Source organism: Bartonella sp. TS25HLJMH (genome assembly GCF_042193505.1).
Lineage (GTDB): Bacteria > Pseudomonadota > Alphaproteobacteria > Rhizobiales > Rhizobiaceae > Bartonella > Bartonella grahamii.
The window spans coordinates 94,050-116,895 of the sequence record NZ_JBHILV010000004.1; the positions used below are offsets into that span (position 1 = coordinate 94,050).

A 22,846-nucleotide genomic window follows, 5' to 3' on the forward strand; every position below is an offset into this window, starting at 1 on the left:
TTTTCTTTCCTACTTTCAGCCACGGACTATTCATAGATCATCATCAATCTTATTTTTATGAATATAATGCAAAACACATAAACGAACGCCATATATGAATGCTTGTAGGAATAAATAAACGTAAAGCCAGGTACGCTATTATAACCATTGTTGTACAAAATGTTTTTAAAATTCAGAATATCACTCCAATCCATTACTAATTTATGAGTAATTTTATGACGTCATCTACCAAGCTTTTACTTTTGCTATTACTTGTAGATCAACACCTTCTCCTAACATGGTAATATGTTTGAGATAAAGATTAGAGCAAATGAGAACCATGTAAACAGTTCCAGCTTTTATATGCCCAATTAGAGCAAAAATATTTACGTCTGTTTGAGTAATCTTAAAAAAGCCATCATTTATTTTAAACGAAATATAAAAGCCCAAAGATAAAAACCTATTGCCATCTTTACTGTCCCTTTCATTTGCCTTTACGACTTTCAAACACACTCATAACGCTGTGTTTTAAATAATGAAAATCATGCATTGTCTTACCCTTTTACTTTTTCGTCTTTTTAGAGCATCTTTTTGCATCCCTCACTAAAAATTCCAAGGTACTTCTTATCTAAGCACCTGTTTTAAAGAGACATCTTAAGATCTATTGGGCACCACCATTTTTGACATTTATGAAGGTATGAGCCATAATTATATTATATTGTACGGTATTATATCATAGTGCAGCTGCTCTCATATTTAGAAATATGTATGAACGATGTATTTCCTTTTACAAACGGTATTATTTAGATAAATATCTTCTCTTGTAACAGACAAACAGACTCTTTTAGATTCTGGAACAGGAAATTTGAAATGAAAAAATATTTCTATATTCAAGACTCTCATTGAAGTCTAAGAAGTCTAAAAAAAATCAATATATTGGCTAATAAAACAAATATGATATCAACACACCTTAAACAACGATCCTCATAGGCTTAACTCTATAGAAGGTGCTTTCATTACAAAGCGCACAGCCGCCAAGCCCCTATGAAATACCAATACTCTCATATAAAACATAATACAAATGTAAAAAACAATAGATTATCAATGATTGAATAAAGTTTTATCTCTACGCTATTTCTTGAGAAAAATCAGAGAATAAAGCACGTTAACAAACGCGATTTATGCAAAATCGACTTGTTTATCTTTGATATCATCAACTAATAAACGCGGATCACGAGCAAGCCAAAGCGTAACCATACCCTCCTCACTGTTTTCATTTTGTATAGGAGTAAGACAAACCGTTTGTTCTAGAACAAGTCCCGTATTTTTAAGCCATTGTTCTATTTGTAAAACCGAAAATCCAAAACGCATATGTGCTTGATCAGAATATGAAGACTCAATTTCATGATAACCAAAATCCACAATCAATAAACGTCCATGAGGACGCAAAACACTTGATATCTCATGAAAAAATATTTCAGGATTTTCAAGAAAATGTAAAACCCTATGAAGAATAACTAAATCAAAAGTTGTATCCCCAACAGACAAGTGAAAAACATTGCTATCAAGCACGACTTCAACCGCATGCGTATAAAGATTAGAAAACAATTTTAAGACAGAGTCTCCACCTATTCCAATATTCAGCATCGTCTGAAATGGTTTATCGCCAATGATTTCAAGTAAAGCGTTTTCCACACCATGATCTGCCATATAGGATGACCGTAATACATCCCATTGCAACGTATTTTGTAAGAAATGCTTCTTCCTCGTTTTTTGACGCTGCTTTTTAACATCCTTCAAACGTTCTAAATCATACGCTAACAACATATCATGCTTTGGCAAAACCGAAAGAACACCCATCACAATGTCTTTACCCCAAAAATCATGACAAAGCTTAAAATAAAGGCTATCTCCCTTCTGATAACGCTCAATCAATCGTGCTTCGTACAATAAACATAAATATCGTGATATACACGCTTGCGACTGATCAAGAATAAACATAAAATCAGGAATTGTTAAATCTTCATGGCGCAAGAGCGTAAGAACACGTAAATGGCTTACTTCTGCGACCGCTTTCAGCAGCACAATCATTGCATCTAAACTTGCACTTTTTTTCATAATTATCCCTTAAATATTCCTATAAACATTTGTTTATAGAAAAAAAAGTAAAGCATAAAAAGCATATTCTCATCTATTTTGTTCTCTCTATTTTATTATACTATGAAAAAAATAGACTACTGTAAAAAACGAACAGATCTTATCCCCCTGCTTCTTGTTATAATGAGAATACATTGATTTATAATAACAATTCATCATTTTCAACTTGAATAAAAAACCGGAATACCGTAAATTTTTCTCATTTCAAACCTATTCATGATAAATCAATCCAAATTATTCTCTTACAGCTCATAAACGGAGAGAACATATGGATAAAAATACCTTTTATGGTCATCTCAAAACAAGAGCTGCACACTATTGAGAGAAAATAAATAACATGACGGTGCCAGCTTGCATTTTTATTAAGTAAAGATGATAATGCTCAATGACCAGAGCATTTGTAGAAATAGTGCTATACTCTTCATCCCCTCCTTTTCATTGCAATTTTACAAGCAATAATCGGTTATATATCATGAGTAGAATAACCCTATTTAGGTCATAATTTCATAAAGTACCTCTTACTATTTTCAATGAATAAAAACTTCCACAGAGTACACATACACTTTATTTATGAAATAACAAATGCAATAAAATACACCATTTTTTCAAAAACGTTGAGATAAGATAAAAAATTCTAGCGTGTAAGAGGTTTATAATTTGCATGCTTAGGATTAAGAGATTCCGCCCCAAGACGACGAACTTTATCAGCCTCATATTCAGCAAAATTACCTTCAAACCATTCTACATGGCCATCACCTTCAAAGGCTAAAATATGTGTTGCCAATCGATCAAGAAACATACGATCATGCGATATGATAACTGCACAACCAGCGAAATTTTCCAATGCATCTTCCAATGCACCCAATGTTTCAGTATCAAGATCATTTGTCGGTTCATCAAGAAGAAGCACATTCCCCCCCTCTTTTAGAAGTTTCGCCAAATGTACGCGATTGCGCTGCCCTCCTGATAAATTTGCCACCTTCTGCTGTTGATCTGCCCCCTTGAAATTAAAAGCCCCGCAATAAGCACGACTATTCATCTCATATTTGCCTAATTTAATAATGTCATTTCCACCAGAAATCTCCTCCCAAACAGTTTTATTCCCCACCAAGGAATCGCGACTCTGATCCACATAACTCATGTGAACTGTTTCACCGATACGTATTTGACCTGAATCGGGCTGTTCCTGTCCCGTCAACATTTTAAACAAGGTCGACTTTCCCATACCATTGGCCCCAATAACGCCGACAATACCACCAGCAGGAAGTTTAAAAGAAAGAGAATCAATCAATACACGCTCACCATAAGCTTTAAAGAGATTATCAACTTCAATAACAACCTGTCCTAATCTTTCTCCAATAGGGATAATGATTTGCGCCTCTCCAGGACGGCGCTCACGTGCTGCTTGAACCAACTCATCATAAGCCTTAATCCGAGCTTTTGACTTTGCTTGTCGCCCTTTTGGACTAGAAGCGATCCATTCTTGCTCACGTGATAAAGCACGTTGACGTGCTGCCTCTTCACGGCCTTCTTGAGCCAAACGCTTAGCTTTAGCCCCCAAATAAGCAGAATAGTTCCCCTCATAAGGAATACCTCTCCCGCGATCTAACTCTAAAATCCAACCCGTCACATTGTCGAGAAAATAACGATCATGGGTTATCAAAAGCACAGCCCCAGGATATTCACGTAGATGCCTTTCAAGCCAAGCCGTCGTTTCAGCATCTAAATGGTTTGTCGGTTCATCCAAAAGTAATAAATCAGGTTTTGACAAAAGCAATTTACAAAGTGCAACACGCCGCTTCTCACCACCCGAAAGTTTTGTTACATCCCCATCGGCTGGCGGACAACCAAGAGCAGCCATAGCCATTTCCACTTGACTTTCTAAATCCCAAAGATTCTGACTGTCAATAATGTCCTGAAGCCGTGCACTTTCATCAGCCGTTTCCTCGCTATAATTCATCATCAATTCGTTATAACGCTCAAGAATTTCTTGTTTATCTGCAACACCTTCCATCACATTGCCACGCACATCTTTGCTCGCATCAAGCAAAGGTTCTTGTGGTAGATAGCCACAGCGTGCTCCTTCAGAAATCCATGCTTCTCCCGTATATTCCTTATCTAGCCCAGCCATAATACGTAAAATAGTTGACTTCCCTGCACCATTCGGCCCTAAAATACCGATCTTCGCATCTGGATAAAAAGACAAATGAATATTTTCTAGAACTTTTTTATTGCCGTAAGACTTGTTAAGCCCAGCCATATGATAGATAAATTGACGTGCCATAAATTTCTCTTTATATTGTGCGATATTAAAGATTAGGATTTTGAAAAACTGCTTTTGCTTTTTGAAACTGTACAGTAAATAGCACTTACATCGTATCAAAAGCTTTTCGCTTTATATTGGTACATTTTTTCTAATCTCACAAGCCCCAGTATGGTCCTGAATGCAAAAAAACATCCCCCCAAAAAGAAAAAAGCAAATCTTTTTAGCTGTACCTGAAACCTGTTATCAAACATTGCCTCTCTTTTCCATACCAGATACAACATTGTATTTTTATCGTATTAAACCAACTTATCAATGTAATATGGTACCAAAAAGAAAAGCAATTCTCTATGCACCTTCTTTCTTCGCTTTATGGGCTTTATATTACGCAGTAAAAAATCCTTCCCTTTTTTCATCGATTTTTTGCTACGGGAAACAATGGTCTTCCCCCCTTGCCTTGATATGGCTTAAATTACGTTTACAAAACGATCGCCGCCTTATGGGATCTGATGTTCCAAGCCCAATGATCATGAAAGCTTTGCATCAACACGTAGCAACAAATGACTACAGTGCACTTCCCATTGGTACGTGGTTACAATTCGTAAAAAACTATAAAACCAATTGTAAAAACTTATCCATCCCCCTCTTTTGGCTTGATAATTATAAAAATAATATCAATATTCAGCAAATTATTTCAAAACTTCAAGACGAAATATAGCTTTTTAAAAATACGATAAAAGATCATCTCATATAGGAATATATTTATGGAAAAAAAAGCCTTAATCGTCATTGATGTTCAAAATGACTTCTTACTGGGTGGAGCACTTGCCGTACCACAAGGTGATGCTATTTTACCCGCCGTCAATAATCTTATAAATCATTTTGACCACGTTATCTTAACCCAAGACTGGCACCCAAAAAACCATTGCAGCTTTGCTTCCTGCTATCCTGAAAAAAAGCCCTATGATACCATCATTCTTGACTATGGTCCTCAAATACTTTGGCCTGATCATTGCATACGAGGAACACAAGGAGCAGAATTTCATACATCTCTTAGAGTAGAAAAAGCACAACTTATCCTTAGAAAAGGCTATAATCAAAAAATGGATAGCTATTCTGCTTTTCTTGAAAATGATCAAAAAACACCAACAGGTTTACAAGTTTATCTCAAAGAACGTGGTTTTACCAAGCTCATTATATGTGGCTTAGCAACTGATTTTTGTGTCGGATTTTCTGCTCTTCACGCTATACAATGCGGTTTTAAAGTCAGTGTTTCATTAAATGCCTGTGCTGGTATTGATGTAAACGGATCACTAAACACTATGCTTAAAACTATGAACGAAGCTGGTATAGAACTTTTAATGGTCTCTTAAAATGTTCTTCTCTAATCTACTACCATAATATACTGATTTATAAAGGATAAATTATTTTTCACATATTTAAGTGAGAGTTCAGAATATCGTAAATTCTCTGATTTCAAACCTGTTTCAAAACCATTCTCTTACACGTTACAAAGAGAATCAATGTATGAATAAAAATCATTCAAAAAAACAATAAAAATGCTTCTTATGAACCATTAAATGCAGGAGCTTGTCATAATATTGAAAGCTGGTAAAAAGTATAGCCTCAGTTTTCTGTCTTAAATTTAGGTCAAAAAGCACCCTAGAGATTGTACACGATCCCCTTCATGGGTAGTATCATGCAATGGACTCAACTTTAAAACAAAAACGCAAATAAGCAATAAAATAAAATAGTATTTTATTTTGCATAAAAGACCTCTTTCTATTCAAAGATATGCGATAAATAAAAGCCTGAGAAAAGAAGAAATCTCCATTACTTAGACACAACATATTTATCCAATTGACGATGCTTAAAACGAATCGAAGAATATAATGCCATTCCAATAATACAGACTCCCACAAGTCCTGTTAAAACTTCAGGAACCGATATAATCGTTTGCAGATACATAATCACTGCAAGAACCAAAATTGCATAAAAAGCACCATGCTCCAAATAACGATAATGCAATAATGTTCCTGATTCAACCAACATAATTGTCATAGAACGAACGTAAAATGCACCGATACCAAGACCTATCGCAATAATAAAAAGGTTGTGTGAAAAGGCAAAAGCACCAACCACGCCATCGAAAGAAAAACTAGCATCAAGAACTTCTAAATAAAGAAACGCCCCTACTCCCCCGTGAGTTACTGTTGTTAAAGTCTTTTGAGGGGTATCCAAGAGATGACCGACAACTTCAACACCGATAAAGGTCAAAAGTCCATAAAGGGCTGCCAATAAAAAAGTTATTTTATCTTCTGTGTCAATCTGCCCTGAAACAAATAAGATCAAAATCAAAACAATTGCAATATCAATCCCAACAAGCGCCCCAAACTTTTGAGCAGGTCTCTCTATAACATTAAGCCAATGTACCTCTTTTTCAGAATCAAAAAAATATTTTAAGCCAACCATCATAAGGAAAGTTCCTCCAAAAGCAGCAATCCCCATATGCGCATCGGTTAAAACTTCAGCATATCGATGTGGTTCCCATATCGCTAATTTGACTGCCGCAATTGGATTAATCCCAACAGCAACGACAACCACCAATAATGGAAAAATAATTCGCATCCCAAATACAGCTATCAAAATGCCCCATATAAGAAAACGACGACGCCACAAGGGATCCATTCTACCAAGAACACGCGCATTGATAATAGAATTATCAAAAGATAAAGAAATTTCCAAAACTCCTAAAACAAAGCAAATAAAAAAATATTTAAGAAAACCAGTAATACTGTCCGTTTCAAACCAACCAATAACCCCTCCTAAAAAGACACCAATAATCGTGAAAAAAAAAGCAAACCCAAAATAGCGTAATAGGGCCATTATCATTCCTCAAAGTCTATTTTCTAATTCATCTAAAGCACACCCAGAAATCCAAACTTTGCATCTCTTTAAAGTTGCATCTATTGATGCAGAGGTGTATAGAATGTATATATATGGTAAAGTTACATGAAAATTCTCTCAAAAAAAGCAAGAGACAAATGTAGCAAACAAAGAATTTTGTTTTGAAATGAATATCAATTGTCAATATAATAAGTGAAAGATTTCTTTCTATCCACGAAAATAAAAAATAAAGAGAAATTAAAGCTGTAAATATTGACATTATATCATATAATATTAATACATAGTGTGCTTTTATTATTTAATGATTTATACCATGATGATTTACTGAGGGAGATAATTCGTGGCACGTCCTGAAACTGAATCAAAAACCATATTTGGAAAACGTTTACGTTATGTACGTCTTGCTTTAGGTGATCCATCGCGTGAAACCTTAGCTAAAAATTTTAGCATGACAAAAAACTCCATTGCTTTTTATGAGCGTGGAGAGAGAGAACCCAATCTTAGTGTCTTACAAACATACCGCACGTTATATGGTGTCAATATTAATTGGCTTTTAACTGGTCAAGGAAAAATGTTTGACACCGAATATACAAAAGGTGATTTTGACTGGAATTATTTTATTAAAAAAATCGAAGGACTGGAAGAAACACTTGCCAATAGTGATCGTAATGAAAAACTAAATCAAGAAAAAATCAACAGTTCTTATGAAAAATTGCAGCAATATTTGTCAAGACAAGGTTTATCAAATGGCCTTAACCCTAAAACTACAACCTCTCTGATCGATATGAAAGCTAAAATGGTCAATTCTTATACCCTTAGCTTATTCATTGATTTACTCATTCGAAGCGTATCCCAAAAAGAGGTTATAGCTAATCAATAAACGTCTGTTTCAAAAGAAAAAGCAAGAAATGATAAAACTCTACCAGTATGGAGAAGAATATTTTTTACTTTATCCATGCTGGTGAAATTTTGTAATGACAATAAAAATATTCGCATTGTAAATGAAAGTATAGTGTCTTTAAATTAAAAAAAATAATTTTATAGTATAAAATTCTCATTCATATCTTATTGACAAGAATTTTTTTCTTGTTAAAAGAATAATAGCTCTCATAGAAATTATTTTTTAAGGTCAGAAAATTTAAGGGGAATATATTGACGACTTCCTATAGAGGCATACATTAGTATTCACAAACGGATTAGTTAAATATTTATCCTGAAAATTATCAGCTATTTTATGAGGTGGGAAGCATGTATTTTGAGGTGTTTCAAGGAGTTCATAATCAATGGTACTGGCGTTTAATCTCAGGAGATGCACAAAAAATTGCTTTTTCTAGTAAAGGTTATCCAACAAAACAAGATATCCTAATCAATATTGAACAAATCAAAGAAATTACACATAAGGCTCTTGTTAGAGAACTACAGTCCTGACGTTCTTTACCATTAAAACAAACGTTTATTTTGTGTAATGGTGGATTTTGAGTTGCTTTTGTGACAAATAAGAAGTTATCGTTTTTCCCTCAATGGGAGGAGGTTTTGTATTATTTCTAATACTCACAAATAACAATCACATTCTTGCAGATTATTATGCTGGTTTTCAATCATACTTAAGTCTCTATAGCATTTATCAAAAAGAAAGTCTCTTAAGTCTTGTATTTTTCATAAAAATAAACACACATAAAGATAATTTATCAATGAGAATATTAATATCTTTTATGTTCATATTCCTCTTCTGCATTTGATAATCATAACTAACTTACCCATTTCATCTTCATAAAAAGAAAATATCTCTTTCTTTCTATTATTATGCAATTTTTTAGACATATTAGCTGAAACTATCGTAGCATTTATACCTTATATCTAAAAGGAACGTGCAAAATTGTTTCTAGAATACTGGATTGTATAGACGCGCCTTTTAATAACCAGCATACCTATAAACTGGTTTATCATCATAAACTCTTATTTTATAATCAAAGACGCTCTGTCTTATAAACTTAAAGGTTTTCATAAAATCAGAGTAAATTTGAATATTCTCTTTCAATACAATCTCTCCATCAGCACCATAATTGGCTTCATTAAAGTTTATCTCTCTCGTCATTCCAATCTTCCTAACACATTTCCAAGCCCTTTAATGTAAAATATGAATACAATCACTCTTTATCATCTTCATGATTTAAGCATTTTTTGATATTTCTTTTCATTTTTTTCATATTGTTTAATTTGTTTTTTCAGTTTTTCAATTGCTTGGTCACGTCTTTTAATCACCATACTTTGCTCTCTAATAGCTCTATCTCGTTCTTCAGTCATCTTCATAGAATCTCTTAAAAACTCATGCTTTATTCTTCTAGATTCCTCTTTTAAAACTTTCACTTGACGGCGATAATATAAAAAAAACCGAAATATAACCCCACTGCACAACAAAACAACAACCATTGCTCCCAATAAAATTTCGTTTACACTCATTTGGATCTCCCTTAATTGTCGCTCAAGTGATCATCTTGACTAATTTGTTTCATCCTCAATCAAAAAAAGAATGCAATAAACTGCATGTTCCAAGTGTGAACAATCACTCTTGGCATTCTTATTTTCTCTATTAAAGCCATTGATAAATGACGCAAAAAAAATCTCTGAAAACGGCTAAATCTACACGCTTACACCAATTATTTGCGACACATTTATTGACACAAAAAACAAAAAATAAGGAACGTCAAATAAAACTAACGACGCAATGCAATCATACATGCCCTGCCCAAATCGTTCCTATCTTCCTTTTTTACGCCATGTGGAATGCGGCTATATATGAAAGTTTTTCATTATTACAAAAATCATCAGTATCACCAAGCACCGCATTTCTGTAAAATTTTGCCTTCCAAAAAATCTTTACATCACCATAAAAAAGCATCACTATAAACTCGAGCCTTTCTACAATCACGAGTATCACCATAAAATTCAATACATTGAGCATTCAAAACTTGATCAAAAAAGACCGCATTAGCATAAACATATGCATCTCCACTCATATTCAAATAACTATAAAGTTCTTATCTTTCATAAACATGCAAACTCTTACGAACGACTACACAACCATATGTTAATGCATTGTTATAAATAACAATATCATTGTAAACACAGACTTCATTATAAACTGCAGCTGCCTTAAAACACATTCATCCCCATAAGGGCATTGATCGAATGTATACACCCTACCAAACAACCACCTTTGTGACTCAGATTACCTTCCTGTTCAATAAAATATCCAAGATCACTTTTTTGATATTTCCCAAGTTTTTTAACGGATATATACGATATACTATCTGATAGTGATCTAATTTATTACAATAAAAGAGAAATCAGTATTCTTTGCCTATGAATTTACATTTTTTCTACAGCCATTATCCTATCTCTTAAGGCTCTAAAGCTTCGTTATACTCACACACCCCCTCAAAGCAGAATTCTTTTTACAAATTCTGATGTTGGGGTATATCTTGATTTATAATGCTGCTACGTATACTATCACAGTGAAGTCTCATAAACATACGAGTGTGTATTGCCGTTTCTGGTATACACATTTATTTTTTCACAACCGTGGAACTAAGCAACCATTTTTTATTGATTCGAATCTGAAAGTGTATGGGGACATTTTGTTATTAGTTAAAAACAACTCTATATGCTTCATTAGCGAAGAGCTACACATGGATATTTTCACGCTCCTTGTATCATATATTCTGGATTCGCAACGCAATATTAACGCTATAGCGTAAATATGTAAAGGTCTAAAAATGACAAAGACTGAAAAAGATTGGTTCCAACGCTTAGTTGAATTGATTAAAAGTGACGGACGAACAATGATTGAAATAAGCAGAGCTGCAGGCTGTGGACAAAATTACGTCCAACAAATGATAAATGGAGGAAAGAGGCCTTCAGTAGATAAACTCATGGCTATTTTGAACACACTGGGAAATGCTAGTGCCATATATGTAATAACTGGTTTCAACATCTCCGATGAAGACTTAAAACTCATAACTTTGATTTCGTCTGGAGATAAAAAGAAGATTGAAGCTTTAAATGTTCTGTTGAACGAGCAGAATCTGTAGAATTTTCTACTCTATCCAATATCGCTTGCTTTTGAGACGTCGATAAAGACTCCCATTTCACAATAATATCAGATAAAGTTGTTTCAAATTTTTTATCATTCTTCATAGTTATACTCCATGTAGTCAAACTATATAACGCTAAAGCGTTTAAATATATCTCATACCCTAGAAAAAAATATTTGCAATAGGCAGTATGGAAGCAATTGTGTACAAACTTATTTTACAAAATCAGATGAAGTTTTATTAGTCATGTACCATAGTGAAACAGAAAGCATCACACGATCCAGATCTTCTTATGAAAATTGGTATGATCTATCAAAAATGCGAATAATGTTACGCATATCTTGTGATTCGGACCAATAACAAACTAATGTGAAAATATCCCTGAAGACACTCCTGAACTCTATATAAGAGAACACGAAAAAGCTTTTTTGAAAAAAATATATCACAATTTTATTCTACATAGCACCATCTATGTTTTTTAAACAATATTGCAAAGCAAGAATATAACAATGTTATAGGAATAAATTCTTATAAACAGAGCTATACTACCTAGAACTCTGTAACACGTTTATAGGTAACCTCCCCTCTAAACGCACCTTGTGAATACTAATATAAGTTTCTATCATAAACAAAAATGATACTATTAAAAAATAAAACGAATCACCACGCATAATCTTTGTACGTAAATTGTATTGCAAATTTACAACAAGAGGGAAATTCCCTTATGTAAATGAAGAATTATATTTTCAAAGTATGATTTTGAAGAAACGTATACTTTTCCAAAAAAATTTACCCTCTCTGCTAATAATTTTTCATAAGAGAGAAAACTCATAACAAAGATAAAACTCTACACAATCAATAGGAGAAAAATGTTAGCAATACCAAAAAGTGCTAGGTTTACGGAAATATTGCCAGTCCCTTATGAGAGTAAAATCAAAAAAGACTTCTGCTCTTCAATAATAATTTGGATCACATGAAAACTCTATAATTTGAGCATTAAGCGAAAAATACACAAAAACAGAAAATGGCATTGTAACGAATTTTCCAATATCATAGAAAACATTTTACAGAATAATAAAACGCTTATTACAATAAAATCTGGATGATGCAAAGCAATAGAAACAATCACTCAATTGACTTTTCAAAGAACAATTGATGAAATTCTTTTCAGAGAACACGCCACCGTCACTGTAAACAATATTTCTCAAAAATCAAATAGAACTCCTCTCTTGGGAAAAAGAAAATATCAACAAATGTTATCATCGTTGACCCCACAAAACATACGATCGCCTATGGACCACATTCTTTTATATACAACCCTTCATCATGATAATGCTATTCGAACATCTGAAAGACATTAACATCACTCAGAAAAAAGTAAATTTACACTAAATGTTTTTTGAGCCATTTGTTCTAAACAGGTATAATCTTTAAAATTTGTTTTATTGGGATCTGTTTATTTGCAGAATAAGCATAAATAAACTTATCCAATGAAGCTTTTAGCCTTCTATTTTATGAAGAACATCATACAGAAAAAGTACAAAACAGTATATGAATTAAGAGAGTAAATAGTGCCACATATCAGTTAATCCAAATGCTACAATGTTTCTAAATGAGAGCACTTCAAAAAACATACCATCACTTTATATTAAAGCGACTGATAGAAAAAAACAGCAACAAACAATGACAAAGAATTTTAGAACAAACAGGAAAATAAATAAAAAACGAAAAAGGTAGAATCTTAAAATTTTTATATAAGCTATCCATTTTTCTATTGGCCATTTCCCTATTGGTGGGCCCGGAGGGACTCGAACCCCCAACCAAGCGGTTATGAGCCGCTGGCTCTAACCAATTGAGCTACAGGCCCCATATAGGTTGTTTCTCTCTAAACTAAAATGCCCTTTGATACAAGAGCTGACAAGAATTATAATCCATCTTTTTCTCTTTTCTATTGGTTTTTTTTTCTGCGCCCTAATTTCTTTACAAGAACTCTTAAAAATGAGAGAATAGTTAACTGACAAATATAAAGGTATAGATATGATAGAAAAGAAAATTCAACCACTGAAGGGTTCTCTGGTTAAAGCAGTTATATTAGCATTTACACTCTTAGCCACATCATTGACTGTACGTGCTTACGCTGAAGAAAATAAAATGAAAAATGCAACGATTACAGTGACTGCAATCGGAGAAAGTCAAGCAGCACCGGATATGGCAATTATTAATCTAGCCGTTGTTACCTATGACAAAACTGCCCAAAAGGCATTAGCTGCCAATAATCAATCCATCAATGATATTATAAAAGCTTTTCAAAACAATGGCATCCAAGCAAATGATTTGCAAACATCAGGTTTATCCATTTATCAGTCGACTTCTGATAAACACCACGAAAAAAAGAATAATGAAAAACTCTATCATGTTTCAAATTCTTTAACCGTGCGCATTCGTGATCTTACCAATGCTGGTAAAATCTTTGATCAAGCGATGACACTAGGTGTTAATTCAGTTAACGGCATTACTTTTACCAACGCAGATACAAAACCATTTTATCAAGAAGCACGTAAAAAAGCCATTACTGAAGCCATTGAAAAAGCGCAAACGATAGCGCAAGCAGCCGATTTAAAATTAGGAAAAATTATTGAAATCAATGAAAAGGATGATTATTACCACCCAACACCACGTCTCATGAGTAGAGCAGCAGATGCAAGCTACGCAAATACAAATTTTGCAGGTGGTGAATTAAATTATAATGTGAGCGTCACTGTCGTCTTTGCGATCGATTAAGTCACCAACTGTTGTATAAAAAATCATATTACTGGCCTTTACATAGAAGACCAGTAATATGATGAAGATAATCTTCCTCAGATAATAATTCGTCTTCGTAAACCTCTATCTGTCCGCGTGCAGAAATATGCGCTGTATGTACCGTCTGACAATCTCCTGATACCAATGGATGCCACCAATGGAGATCTTTTCCCTCATAAATTAATCTATAAGCACAACTTTCTGGAAGCCAACGCGCTGTTTTAACTGTCGTAATGTCTAACGATATACAGTCTGGTACAATTGATTTACGATGAGCATAATCTCGACACCTACAAGTTTCCCCATCTAAAAGACGACAAGCAATACTGGTTGCATAAAGGTCACCCGTATCATCGTCCTCAACTTTATGGAGACAGCAACGGCCACAGCCATCACAAAGGCTCTCCCACTCAGAAATGGAAATCTCTTCTAATTTCTTTACTTTCCAAAAGGGAAGTTCTCCACTCATAAACTCAGACACACCTTTTTTAATTAAGACGATCTATAAAAAATGAAACGTTTAATTTCTATGATTTCATCTATTTCTGTCTCTTAAAAAGATTCAACTCAATGTATGCTTTAAACCGTTGTCTTAAAATCTATCTGAATAAAAAGAGAATATTCAAAAAATAGCGCATATAAATGAACATAATCTATTGAAACATCCCTTTATAAACTGACAAAGAATAAAATGCGTCACCTAAAATGATAGAAAAATTCCGCAACGAATACACATTTCTCATCAAAAAGTCCGTATGTTGCAATATAAGTTTATTCTTAATAGATCCTATTTCTTAAGAAACGAGCCACTACACGCAGAATAATGTTTTTCGTTCATTTTTTCAAATGACTATCACACCAGTATTTGCCCTACATTTGCTATTTCAGAAAGAAAAATACAAAATTCAAAAGCTAAGAAAAACATTAAACATCGTAAAATTTCTGGATTATTCCAATTCTTCCCATATTTTTCTCAAAAAAGCATCCAAGTACAATGGCGACACGCCTTCCCCTTCATTAAGAAGAAAGAGGGATTTATTAAAATGCACAAGAATTCCTTTATTTAAGAATCGAGAAAACTGCGCAATTTTCGCGAACGACTAGGATGTTTTAATTTACGAAGTGCCTTTGCTTCAATCTGACGAATACGCTCTCTTGTAACTGAAAATTGTTGTCCTACTTCTTCCAACGTGTGATCTGTATTCATCCCTATTCCAAAACGCATCCGCAACACACGTTCTTCCCGCGGTGTTAATGAAGCAAGAACGCGTGTTGTCGTATCTCGCAGATTAGCTTGGATAGCTGCATCAATTGGTAATAACGCATTCCTATCCTCAATAAAATCACCCAAATGGGAATCATCTTCATCACCAACAGGCGTTTCGAGTGAAATGGGTTCTTTTGCAATTTTAAGAACTTTTCGTACTTTTTCTAACGGCATAGAAAGCTTGCTAGATAATTCTTCTGGTGTTGGTTCTCGTCCAATTTCATGGAGAATCTGACGCGAAGTACGAACGATTTTATTAATTGTTTCAATCATATGAACAGGGATACGAATAGTACGCGCCTGATCAGCAATTGAACGTGTAATAGCCTGACGAATCCACCATGTTGCATAAGTTGAAAACTTGTAGCCGCGCCGATATTCAAACTTATCCACAGCCTTCATCAAACCGATATTGCCCTCTTGAATAAGATCAAGAAACTGCAAACCACGATTAGTGTATTTTTTTGCAATTGAAATGACAAGACGCAAATTAGATTCTACCATCTCTTTTTTCGCAATTGTTGATTCGCGTTCACCTTTTTGCACCTGCATAACAATCCGACGAAACTCACCAATCGAAATAGCCGTTTCTTGCGCAAGATTTTGTATCTCACTTCGCAGTTTTTGGATTTCTTTTGCTTCACGCGTCGAAAATTCTTTCCAACCAGGTGTAGGCAAAGCAGCAATATAATTCATCCAATCTGCGTCCAATTCACGCCCTTGGTATTCTTTTAAAAAATCCTCATGGCCAATACCATAGCTGTTGGCAATCCGTTTCAGCTTACCTTCATTATGAATCAATCTCTTATTGATGTCATAAAGCTGTTCAACCAAAGCTTCGATACGATTTTGGTTTAAAGAAAGAGATTTTACTGCTTGAATCAACTCACCCTTTAATTGAATATACTTCTTCTTCTGAGAAGATGTAAGGGCCCCCTCTTTACGCTCTGCCAAACTGCTTTCAACATGCTGATCTTGTAATTTTCGTAATTTCACATAGGTTTGAGCAATAAAATCCAATGTTTCCATAACTTGAGGACAAAGTTCATTTTCCATTGCAGCAAGCGATAAGTTAACATCGTCATCATCTTCTTCATCATCTTCTTCAATGTTTCTCTCTCCTGCGCTCTCCCCCATATTACGTATACCAGAAGACATTTTTTCTTCTTCTGTCTTATTAACTTCACTTCGCTCAATAACAGGAGCCTGCTTTGCTTCTGGACCAGCATACGTCGTTTCAAGATCAATAATTTCACGAAGAAGAATACGCTGTTCTTTTAACTCGTCACGCCAGATAATAAGAGCCTGAAAAGTTAAAGGGCTCTCACAAAGTCCCGCAATCATTGTCTCACGCCCTGCTTCAATACGCTTAGCAATGGCAATTTCGCCTTCCCGCGAAAGAAGCTCAACAGCTCCCATTTCACGCAAATACATACGCACCGGATCATCCGTACGATCTGTTACTTCGCGTTTATTCGTTGTCGTTGCAATTGCGTGGCTAGAGGCTTCTACTAAATCACCACCCTCTACCGTAACTTCTTCTTCATAATTTTCAGACTCAACTTCATCCTCATCATCCACAACATTAACCCCCATCTCAGAGAACATCGCCAAGATATCTTCAATTTGTTCGGATGTAACCTCGTCAGAAGGAAGAACAGCATTGAGTTCATCCATTGTTACGTAACCATTTTTTTTGGCAAGTTTAATCATTTTCTTGATGGCATCATCAGAAAAATCAAGAAGAGGACCATCCAAACTCGCTTGGCTTGTTACTTCTGCATTATCTTTCTGTTTAACCTTTGTTGCCATACCATAACTCCACTCGATCACTTCACAGTTTCCATGTAACCACAGTTTCCATGTAACCACAGTTTCCATGTGACCAGTTTTTTTGTTCTCACTAAAATCTACCAATAGTTTCTCATATATACTTCCTTTTAAGAGATTACTATTGGAAAGAATACATTTTGTATATGCCCTGACATCCAGACAAACTTTATATCCAGACAAAAACACGGGAAAACCCCAGAAGTTTCCCCGACACCTCTCAGCCCTTCTGAGATAATCTCTGTACCCTATCGTAAGAACCAATTTCCCGCTTTTCCTAAAATTTACCCGCTTTTCCTAAAATTTAATTGCCATCTTTATGAAAATGTCACTCCCATAAACTTCCTCATCTAAAATTTAAGTGACTGATTCGCATTAAAAAAGCGAATCATTTTACCGTATCTTGTGTATTCCCGTCTATTTTTTCATCCAACCAACTTCCAAACCCTTCAATTAACGCTTCTGTTGCCTGCATCTGCTCCAGCTCATTTTTTACCTCACGAAGCAGATCAAAAACCTCACTCTTAGGATTTTCTACAAGTTGCTCTTTAATATCCTGTAATCTCTTATGTAGGTGGTGTTCTTGAAGATGCAAGTAGACAGCTTGTTTTAATATCGCACGTGCATCCTCTATAGGGGCTCTACCAAAGATAATACGCATACCAATATTTTGCACAAGATGTTTCATACGCTCTAACAAAGCCTTTTGCCCTCTTTTTTCTAAGAGCGCAACCATCGTCTCTTTATCATGAAGCTGTTGATTCCCAAGAATTTCCAACATAGCTTGATGAAAGCACATCAATTGAGTATTTTTTAATTCTAACTCAGAAAGAATTTCAAAATTTTCATACCACAACTCAGGATAGTAAGCTAAAGTGAGTAAAATCACTGCTTCTCGCAAAGGAATAGATTGCGAAGAATTTCGTACTATTTCAGAATTTGCTAACAGAGAAAAGGATTGATCTTTAAAGATCCTATTTGGTGAAGATTGATCATATCGCCCTTCTCCCTTTTTTTTCGAAAAAGAGGGACGAAAAAAATCAAAAAGGCGTTTTTTTACATCTTGCAAATAATAACGACGGACATCTTCATCCTTAATCGTAAAAATTTGTTGTTTTAGTTGTTTTTCTAGCGTTGCTCGTGTCTCTGGAGTTTCAAAATGCTTTCCATAGGTAGCTCGCCACCATAAAAGCTCACTCAAAGGAATTGCTTTTTGCAAAAAAGAAGAAAAAAGTTGTGCTCCACCTGCACAAACAATTTCATCAGGATCTTTTCCTTGTGGCAACAAAACAAAGCGTACACAAACCCCAGCCTTTAAAAGAGGCAACACACGATCAGCAACACGAAAAGCAGCGTTTAAACCAGCATCATCACCATCAAAACACAAAATGGGCTCCTTCCCCATCTGCCATAAAAGCTCAATTTGCGCTTCCGTTAATGCTGTCCCTAAAGGCGCTACGACTCCTTCAAAACCAGCTTTAGTCAATGCAATGACATCCATATACCCCTCAACAACAAGGAGTGAATGATTTTTTTCATCGCCAACAAAGCGACTATTTTTGCGAGCCGCTATCGCGTTATAAAGTATATTTCCTTTATGAAACAGCACTGTTTCAGGGCTATTAAGATATTTTGCTCGTGTCTCTTTCTCTAATGCACGCCCTCCGAAAGCCACCACACGTCCGCGCAAATCTTCGATAGGAAACATAATGCGATTTCTAAATCGGTCATAAGAATCCGCACTCCCCTCATGCACTGTGAGAAGTCCACATTCTTCCATTTGCTTTATTGAAATGCCCCGTGCACTCAAAGCTTCTTTCAAAGCTGTACGCCTTACCGGTGCAAAACCAATGCGGAAACGCTCTACGAGCTCTGGTGTCACACCACGTGCATCCAGGTAACGACGTGCTTGCGCACCTCCTTTATCGCGTAAATTATATTGAAAAAAATCTGTAGCAATTTTCATCACATCATAAAGCTCAGCTTTTTCCAGTTGACGTTTATGACTTTGTGAATCCAAAATAGGGAGTTTTATTCCCGCAAAATCAGCCAAACGCTCTACACTTTCTGAAAAGTGCAATCCATCAAGCTCACACAAAAAGGTAAAAATATCTCCACTTACACCACAACCAAAACAATAATAGCGCCCTTTATGATCATCACAATGAAAACTTGGCGTTTTTTCACCATGAAATGGACAACAACACCAAAAGTCTCCCCGTGAAGGCTTACTTTTTCGAGGATCAAAATCCACCCGTTGACCAATCACTGTTGAAATTGGGAGTCTAGTACGCAGTTCATTAAGGAAATCGGGCGGAAAACGCATTATCTCTCACAGAGTTTGAAAATTCTTTTTTGCATATTTAACGACTTTAGAGCATAATTCCAATACTTCCTCTTAAGCAGTTGTAAAATTTTAAACTCTTAACTGCATATAATTTTAGAAATGGAGAGTGGAAAAGTGATCGAATTTATTGTTCAATATCCGTGGTTAGAGGCTATTTCTTGGCTTATTATTCTTACTATATTTTCCCTTTTAGTCAACTTTCTAGGACGAAAATTACTTATTCACGGAGCAAAAAAACTCTCTTCTTTTCTCCCCAAAAATACAACGATCGATATTAATAATGCTATTCAATACATAGCGAATATCATTTCAGCCTTTATTATTTCGGTTGGTGTTAATTTTATACCAACATTGCCCAATGCATTCAGTACTGTCATCGGTAATGTTGCTAACGCCTTCATTATCTTTTTTGTTGTTCTGACAATTTCTGCCTGTCTGAATGTCATTAACATCCTCTACGAACAACGACCAACAGCACGGTTAAAACCAATAAAAGGTTATATTCAAATTGCTAAAATTGCACTTTTTGCTGTTGCGACAGTTTTAATGGTCGCTACATTGATTGACCGCTCCCCTCTTATTCTTTTCTCCGGTCTTGGTGCAATGGCCGCGGTTCTCATGTTAATTTTTCAAGATACGCTTCTTTCTCTTGTTGCCGGTATTCAAATTTCATCCACTGACATGGTTCGCGTTGGTGATTGGATTGAAATTCCCAATCTCGGTGCCGATGGTGATGTTATTGAAATTGCCCTGCATACTGTTAAAGTTCAAAATTTCGACAACACCATCACCTCAGTTCCTATCCGTAAACTTGTGACCGACCCTTTTAAAAATTGGCGTGGAATGCAAGAATCGGGTGGAAGACGCATCAAACGCTCCCTTTTTATTGATCAATCAAGTATCCATTTTCTCACAGAAGAAGAACAAAAATATCTTTCCCGATTTAATTTATTAGAAAATTATTTCACGCAAAAAGTAGCAGAAATTGACCAATGGAACGCTCAATTAGATAAAAATCATGATGTCTTAGCCAATACGCGCCGTCTAACCAACATTGGAACTTTTCGTGCTTATGTTTTTGCTTATCTACAACAACATATAAACATCAACCCTAATATGACCTTTATGGCACGGCAATTACCTCCTACAGAAAATGGTTTACCCTTGGAAATTTATTGCTTTACGAACACCACCGTTTGGATAGACTACGAACAAATTCAAGGTGATATTTTTGATCACCTTTATTCCATTCTTCCCTGTTTTGGTCTAAAGGTTTTTCAAAATCCAAGCGGTTATGATTTTAATCAAGTATTAAAAGCAAAAACGAAATAAAAACGATAAACTTTAATTTATCAATTTTGAGGCAAACATACTCATAATAACAGAGAAAGAATAAAGTATCATGAATGGTTCATTGGTACTCCTTCATCTTGCCGGCGCTATTTCTTTGCTTCTCTGGGCCACACGCATGGTGCGCACAGGAATTGAACGCGCCTATGGTGACAGACTTAAATATAAAATGTGCCACGTCATTTCAAAACCATTGTTTGCGGTAAGTTTTGGGCTTTTTACAGCAATGATTTTACAAAGCTCTACAGCAATAACGCTCCTTGTTGGTTCTTTCGTTGAATCTGGTTTTGTCTCTGGAGTAGCGGGACTTATGGCTGTACGCGGAGGAGAATTAGGATCAGCAATCGTTGTTAAAATTCTCACCTATGATCTCACACTTGTTGTACCCCTTTGTCTTTTAATTGGCACTTGTATCTTCATGACAACAGAAAAACGTGAGTGGCGTCAAATAGGACGTATTGTCATCGGTATTGGTCTGTTAATTTTATCTTTAGAGATGATAAGTACAGCGACAGAACCTTTACGTGAAAGCGAAATTTTGCCTAGCATCATTCGTTATCTTTCAACCGATCCTGTTTCCACTTTTTTGTTGGCTGCTGGCTTAACCTACCTATTACATTCATCTATTGCAGGAATCATTTTGCTGGTCAATTTTGCCAACTACGATCTTATCCATACGCAACTCTGTGTTGTCATGGTTCTTGGTGTCAACTTTGGCTCTTCTCTTATAGCACCACTTTTAACGCGCAACGCCTCTCCTAATACCCGCCTCGTTCCCTTAGGAAATTTACTCATGCGTGGGGCCGGTTCAATCCTTGTACTTATCTTATTTCTCTCCTTTCGCCCTCCCATCACATGGCTTGGCAATAACGCCCCTACTCAAGTGATCAACGCCCACATTATTTTTAATGTTTTTATTCTCCTTGCTGGAATACCGCTTTCAAAATGGGTTTTAAAATTAACCACTCAAATTGTTCATATAAGTGCAAAAAAAACGCAAGCCGACAAAACGCTCAATTTATCGGATCAAACAGCTCTTGATGACAGTGTGCTTGAACGCCCCTCTCTCGCTCTCTCGAATGTCATGCGTGAAGTCATTCATATTTGTGATCTTGTAGACATCATGCTAGAAAAAATCATGGGACTTTATGAAAATCCTGATCCCAATATTATTCGTGAACTCAACCAACTCAACACCATATTGGACAAAAAACATATCGCCATCAAACTTTATCTTGCACGATTAGCGGGACAAAAATTATCTGACGAAGAAGCTCTTCAAACGCAAGAACTTCTAGGCGCCTGTATAAAATTAGACCAAGCAGGCGATATCATTATTCATAATATGCTGATGCTGGTTAAAAAGAAACAACAAAAAGGTTTACAGTTCAGCAGTGAGGGCTGGAATGATCTCCTTCGTTTCCACGCCATTGTACTAGCCAACGCGCACATAGCATTTAACGTTCTCGTCTCACGTGATACACACACTGCACACCTATTGGTACAAAAAAAAGATCAACTACGAAACTTAGAAAAGGAGATGAGTTTAAAACATTTTAAACGTTTGCGTGAAGGGGGTCTCAAAAATATAGAATCATCCAGTCTTCATCTCGACACTGTCCGCGACCTCAAACAAATCAACTCTCTTTTGACCTCAATGATCTACCCCATTTTAGAAGAACAGGGGCTTCTTAAAAGTTCTCGCCTACGCAACCCTGCTGAAGAACAAACAGAAAAACCTTAAACTTTTAAATAACTTGAATAAGAAAGACATCATATCGATTACTCGATTTTGAATATGGTCAAGATATTGATTTAATCAAAATATTTTATTATTTGACAATTTAAAT

18 protein-coding genes and 1 tRNA gene are annotated in these 22,846 nt (G+C 35.4%); 8 read left to right on the forward strand and 11 right to left on the reverse strand.

Annotated elements, in window-relative coordinates; translation table 11 throughout:
• Nucleotides 1-225 precede the first annotated feature (225 nt).
• The 3 genes from ACFINF_RS03220 to ettA form a co-directional block, all read right to left on the reverse strand.
• The gene (locus ACFINF_RS03220) at nt 226-486 is read right to left on the reverse strand and encodes a hypothetical protein (protein WP_375619650.1); all 261 of its coding nucleotides are present in this window, start codon (nt 484-486) and stop codon (nt 226-228) included.
• 672 nt (nt 487-1,158) lie between these two features.
• Entirely contained in the window at nt 1,159-2,097 is a 939-nt protein-coding gene (locus ACFINF_RS03225; protein WP_375619651.1) for an ArsR/SmtB family transcription factor, read from the reverse strand.
• A gap of 673 nt (nt 2,098-2,770) precedes the next feature.
• On the reverse strand, nt 2,771-4,420 hold the full coding sequence (ettA, locus tag ACFINF_RS03230) for an energy-dependent translational throttle protein EttA (RefSeq protein WP_375619652.1): 1,650 nt from the start codon (nt 4,418-4,420) through the stop codon (nt 2,771-2,773).
• Between the two features lie 160 nt (nt 4,421-4,580).
• Between ettA and ACFINF_RS03235 the strand changes: the two genes are divergently transcribed.
• Nucleotides 4,581-5,117: a hypothetical protein gene (locus ACFINF_RS03235; protein WP_375619653.1), complete on the forward strand. Its 537-nt coding sequence runs from the start codon at nt 4,581-4,583 to the stop codon at nt 5,115-5,117.
• A 46-nt stretch (nt 5,118-5,163) separates the two neighbouring features.
• The gene (pncA, locus tag ACFINF_RS03240) at nt 5,164-5,772 is read left to right on the forward strand and encodes a bifunctional nicotinamidase/pyrazinamidase (protein ID WP_375619654.1); all 609 of its coding nucleotides are present in this window, start codon (nt 5,164-5,166) and stop codon (nt 5,770-5,772) included.
• A gap of 460 nt (nt 5,773-6,232) precedes the next feature.
• Here pncA and ACFINF_RS03245 read toward each other — a convergent pair whose 3' ends face one another.
• Nucleotides 6,233-7,285, reverse strand: coding sequence for a DUF475 domain-containing protein (locus ACFINF_RS03245; protein ID WP_375619655.1), 1,053 nt, complete (start codon nt 7,283-7,285; stop codon nt 6,233-6,235).
• Nucleotides 7,286-7,646: 361 nt separating this feature from the next.
• On the opposite strand from ACFINF_RS03245, the gene ACFINF_RS03250 reads away from it, so the two are divergent.
• Nucleotides 7,647-8,186, forward strand: a complete 540-nt coding sequence (locus ACFINF_RS03250) for a helix-turn-helix domain-containing protein (RefSeq protein WP_375619656.1) — start codon at nt 7,647-7,649, stop codon at nt 8,184-8,186.
• A gap of 368 nt (nt 8,187-8,554) precedes the next feature.
• Entirely contained in the window at nt 8,555-8,734 is a 180-nt protein-coding gene (locus tag ACFINF_RS03255) for a YegP family protein (protein WP_375619657.1), read from the forward strand.
• A 484-nt stretch (nt 8,735-9,218) separates the two neighbouring features.
• Here ACFINF_RS03255 and ACFINF_RS03260 read toward each other — a convergent pair whose 3' ends face one another.
• Both ACFINF_RS03260 and ACFINF_RS03265 read right to left on the reverse strand, forming a co-directional pair.
• Nucleotides 9,219-9,401: a hypothetical protein gene (locus ACFINF_RS03260; RefSeq protein ID WP_375619658.1), complete on the reverse strand. Its 183-nt coding sequence runs from the start codon at nt 9,399-9,401 to the stop codon at nt 9,219-9,221.
• 68 nt (nt 9,402-9,469) lie between these two features.
• Nucleotides 9,470-9,766 carry a hypothetical protein gene (locus ACFINF_RS03265; RefSeq protein WP_375619659.1) on the reverse strand — a complete coding sequence of 99 codons (297 nt, stop codon included), beginning with the start codon at nt 9,764-9,766 and terminating at the stop codon, nt 9,470-9,472.
• 1,316 nt (nt 9,767-11,082) lie between these two features.
• On the opposite strand from ACFINF_RS03265, the gene ACFINF_RS03270 reads away from it, so the two are divergent.
• Complete coding sequence (locus ACFINF_RS03270) at nt 11,083-11,397, forward strand: helix-turn-helix domain-containing protein (RefSeq protein WP_007347852.1); 315 nt, start codon at nt 11,083-11,085, stop codon at nt 11,395-11,397.
• On the opposite strand, the gene ACFINF_RS03275 is transcribed toward ACFINF_RS03270, so the two are convergent.
• Both ACFINF_RS03275 and ACFINF_RS03280 read right to left on the reverse strand, forming a co-directional pair.
• The gene (locus ACFINF_RS03275; RefSeq protein ID WP_375619660.1) at nt 11,321-11,503 is read right to left on the reverse strand and encodes a hypothetical protein; all 183 of its coding nucleotides are present in this window, start codon (nt 11,501-11,503) and stop codon (nt 11,321-11,323) included. The two genes, ACFINF_RS03270 and ACFINF_RS03275, sit on opposite strands and share 77 nt — an antisense overlap.
• A gap of 1,687 nt (nt 11,504-13,190) precedes the next feature.
• Nucleotides 13,191-13,267: transfer RNA gene (locus tag ACFINF_RS03280), tRNA-Ile, on the reverse strand.
• A gap of 170 nt (nt 13,268-13,437) precedes the next feature.
• On the opposite strand from ACFINF_RS03280, the gene ACFINF_RS03285 reads away from it, so the two are divergent.
• Nucleotides 13,438-14,181: an SIMPL domain-containing protein gene (locus ACFINF_RS03285; protein ID WP_375619661.1), complete on the forward strand. Its 744-nt coding sequence runs from the start codon at nt 13,438-13,440 to the stop codon at nt 14,179-14,181.
• A 28-nt stretch (nt 14,182-14,209) separates the two neighbouring features.
• On the opposite strand, the gene ACFINF_RS03290 is transcribed toward ACFINF_RS03285, so the two are convergent.
• The 3 genes from ACFINF_RS03290 to dnaG form a co-directional block, all read right to left on the reverse strand.
• Complete coding sequence (locus tag ACFINF_RS03290; RefSeq protein ID WP_015856661.1) at nt 14,210-14,671, reverse strand: YcgN family cysteine cluster protein; 462 nt, start codon at nt 14,669-14,671, stop codon at nt 14,210-14,212.
• 594 nt (nt 14,672-15,265) lie between these two features.
• Nucleotides 15,266-17,281: an RNA polymerase sigma factor RpoD gene (gene rpoD / locus ACFINF_RS03295; RefSeq protein ID WP_375619675.1), complete on the reverse strand. Its 2,016-nt coding sequence runs from the start codon at nt 17,279-17,281 to the stop codon at nt 15,266-15,268.
• Between the two features lie 406 nt (nt 17,282-17,687).
• Nucleotides 17,688-19,625 carry a DNA primase gene (gene dnaG, locus ACFINF_RS03300; RefSeq protein ID WP_375619662.1) on the reverse strand — a complete coding sequence of 646 codons (1,938 nt, stop codon included), beginning with the start codon at nt 19,623-19,625 and terminating at the stop codon, nt 17,688-17,690.
• A 135-nt stretch (nt 19,626-19,760) separates the two neighbouring features.
• On the opposite strand from dnaG, the gene ACFINF_RS03305 reads away from it, so the two are divergent.
• Nucleotides 19,761-20,978, forward strand: a complete 1,218-nt coding sequence (locus tag ACFINF_RS03305; protein ID WP_375619663.1) for a mechanosensitive ion channel family protein — start codon at nt 19,761-19,763, stop codon at nt 20,976-20,978.
• A gap of 70 nt (nt 20,979-21,048) precedes the next feature.
• Nucleotides 21,049-22,740: a Na/Pi cotransporter family protein gene (locus ACFINF_RS03310; protein ID WP_375619664.1), complete on the forward strand. Its 1,692-nt coding sequence runs from the start codon at nt 21,049-21,051 to the stop codon at nt 22,738-22,740.
• Nucleotides 22,741-22,846 lie beyond the last annotated feature (106 nt).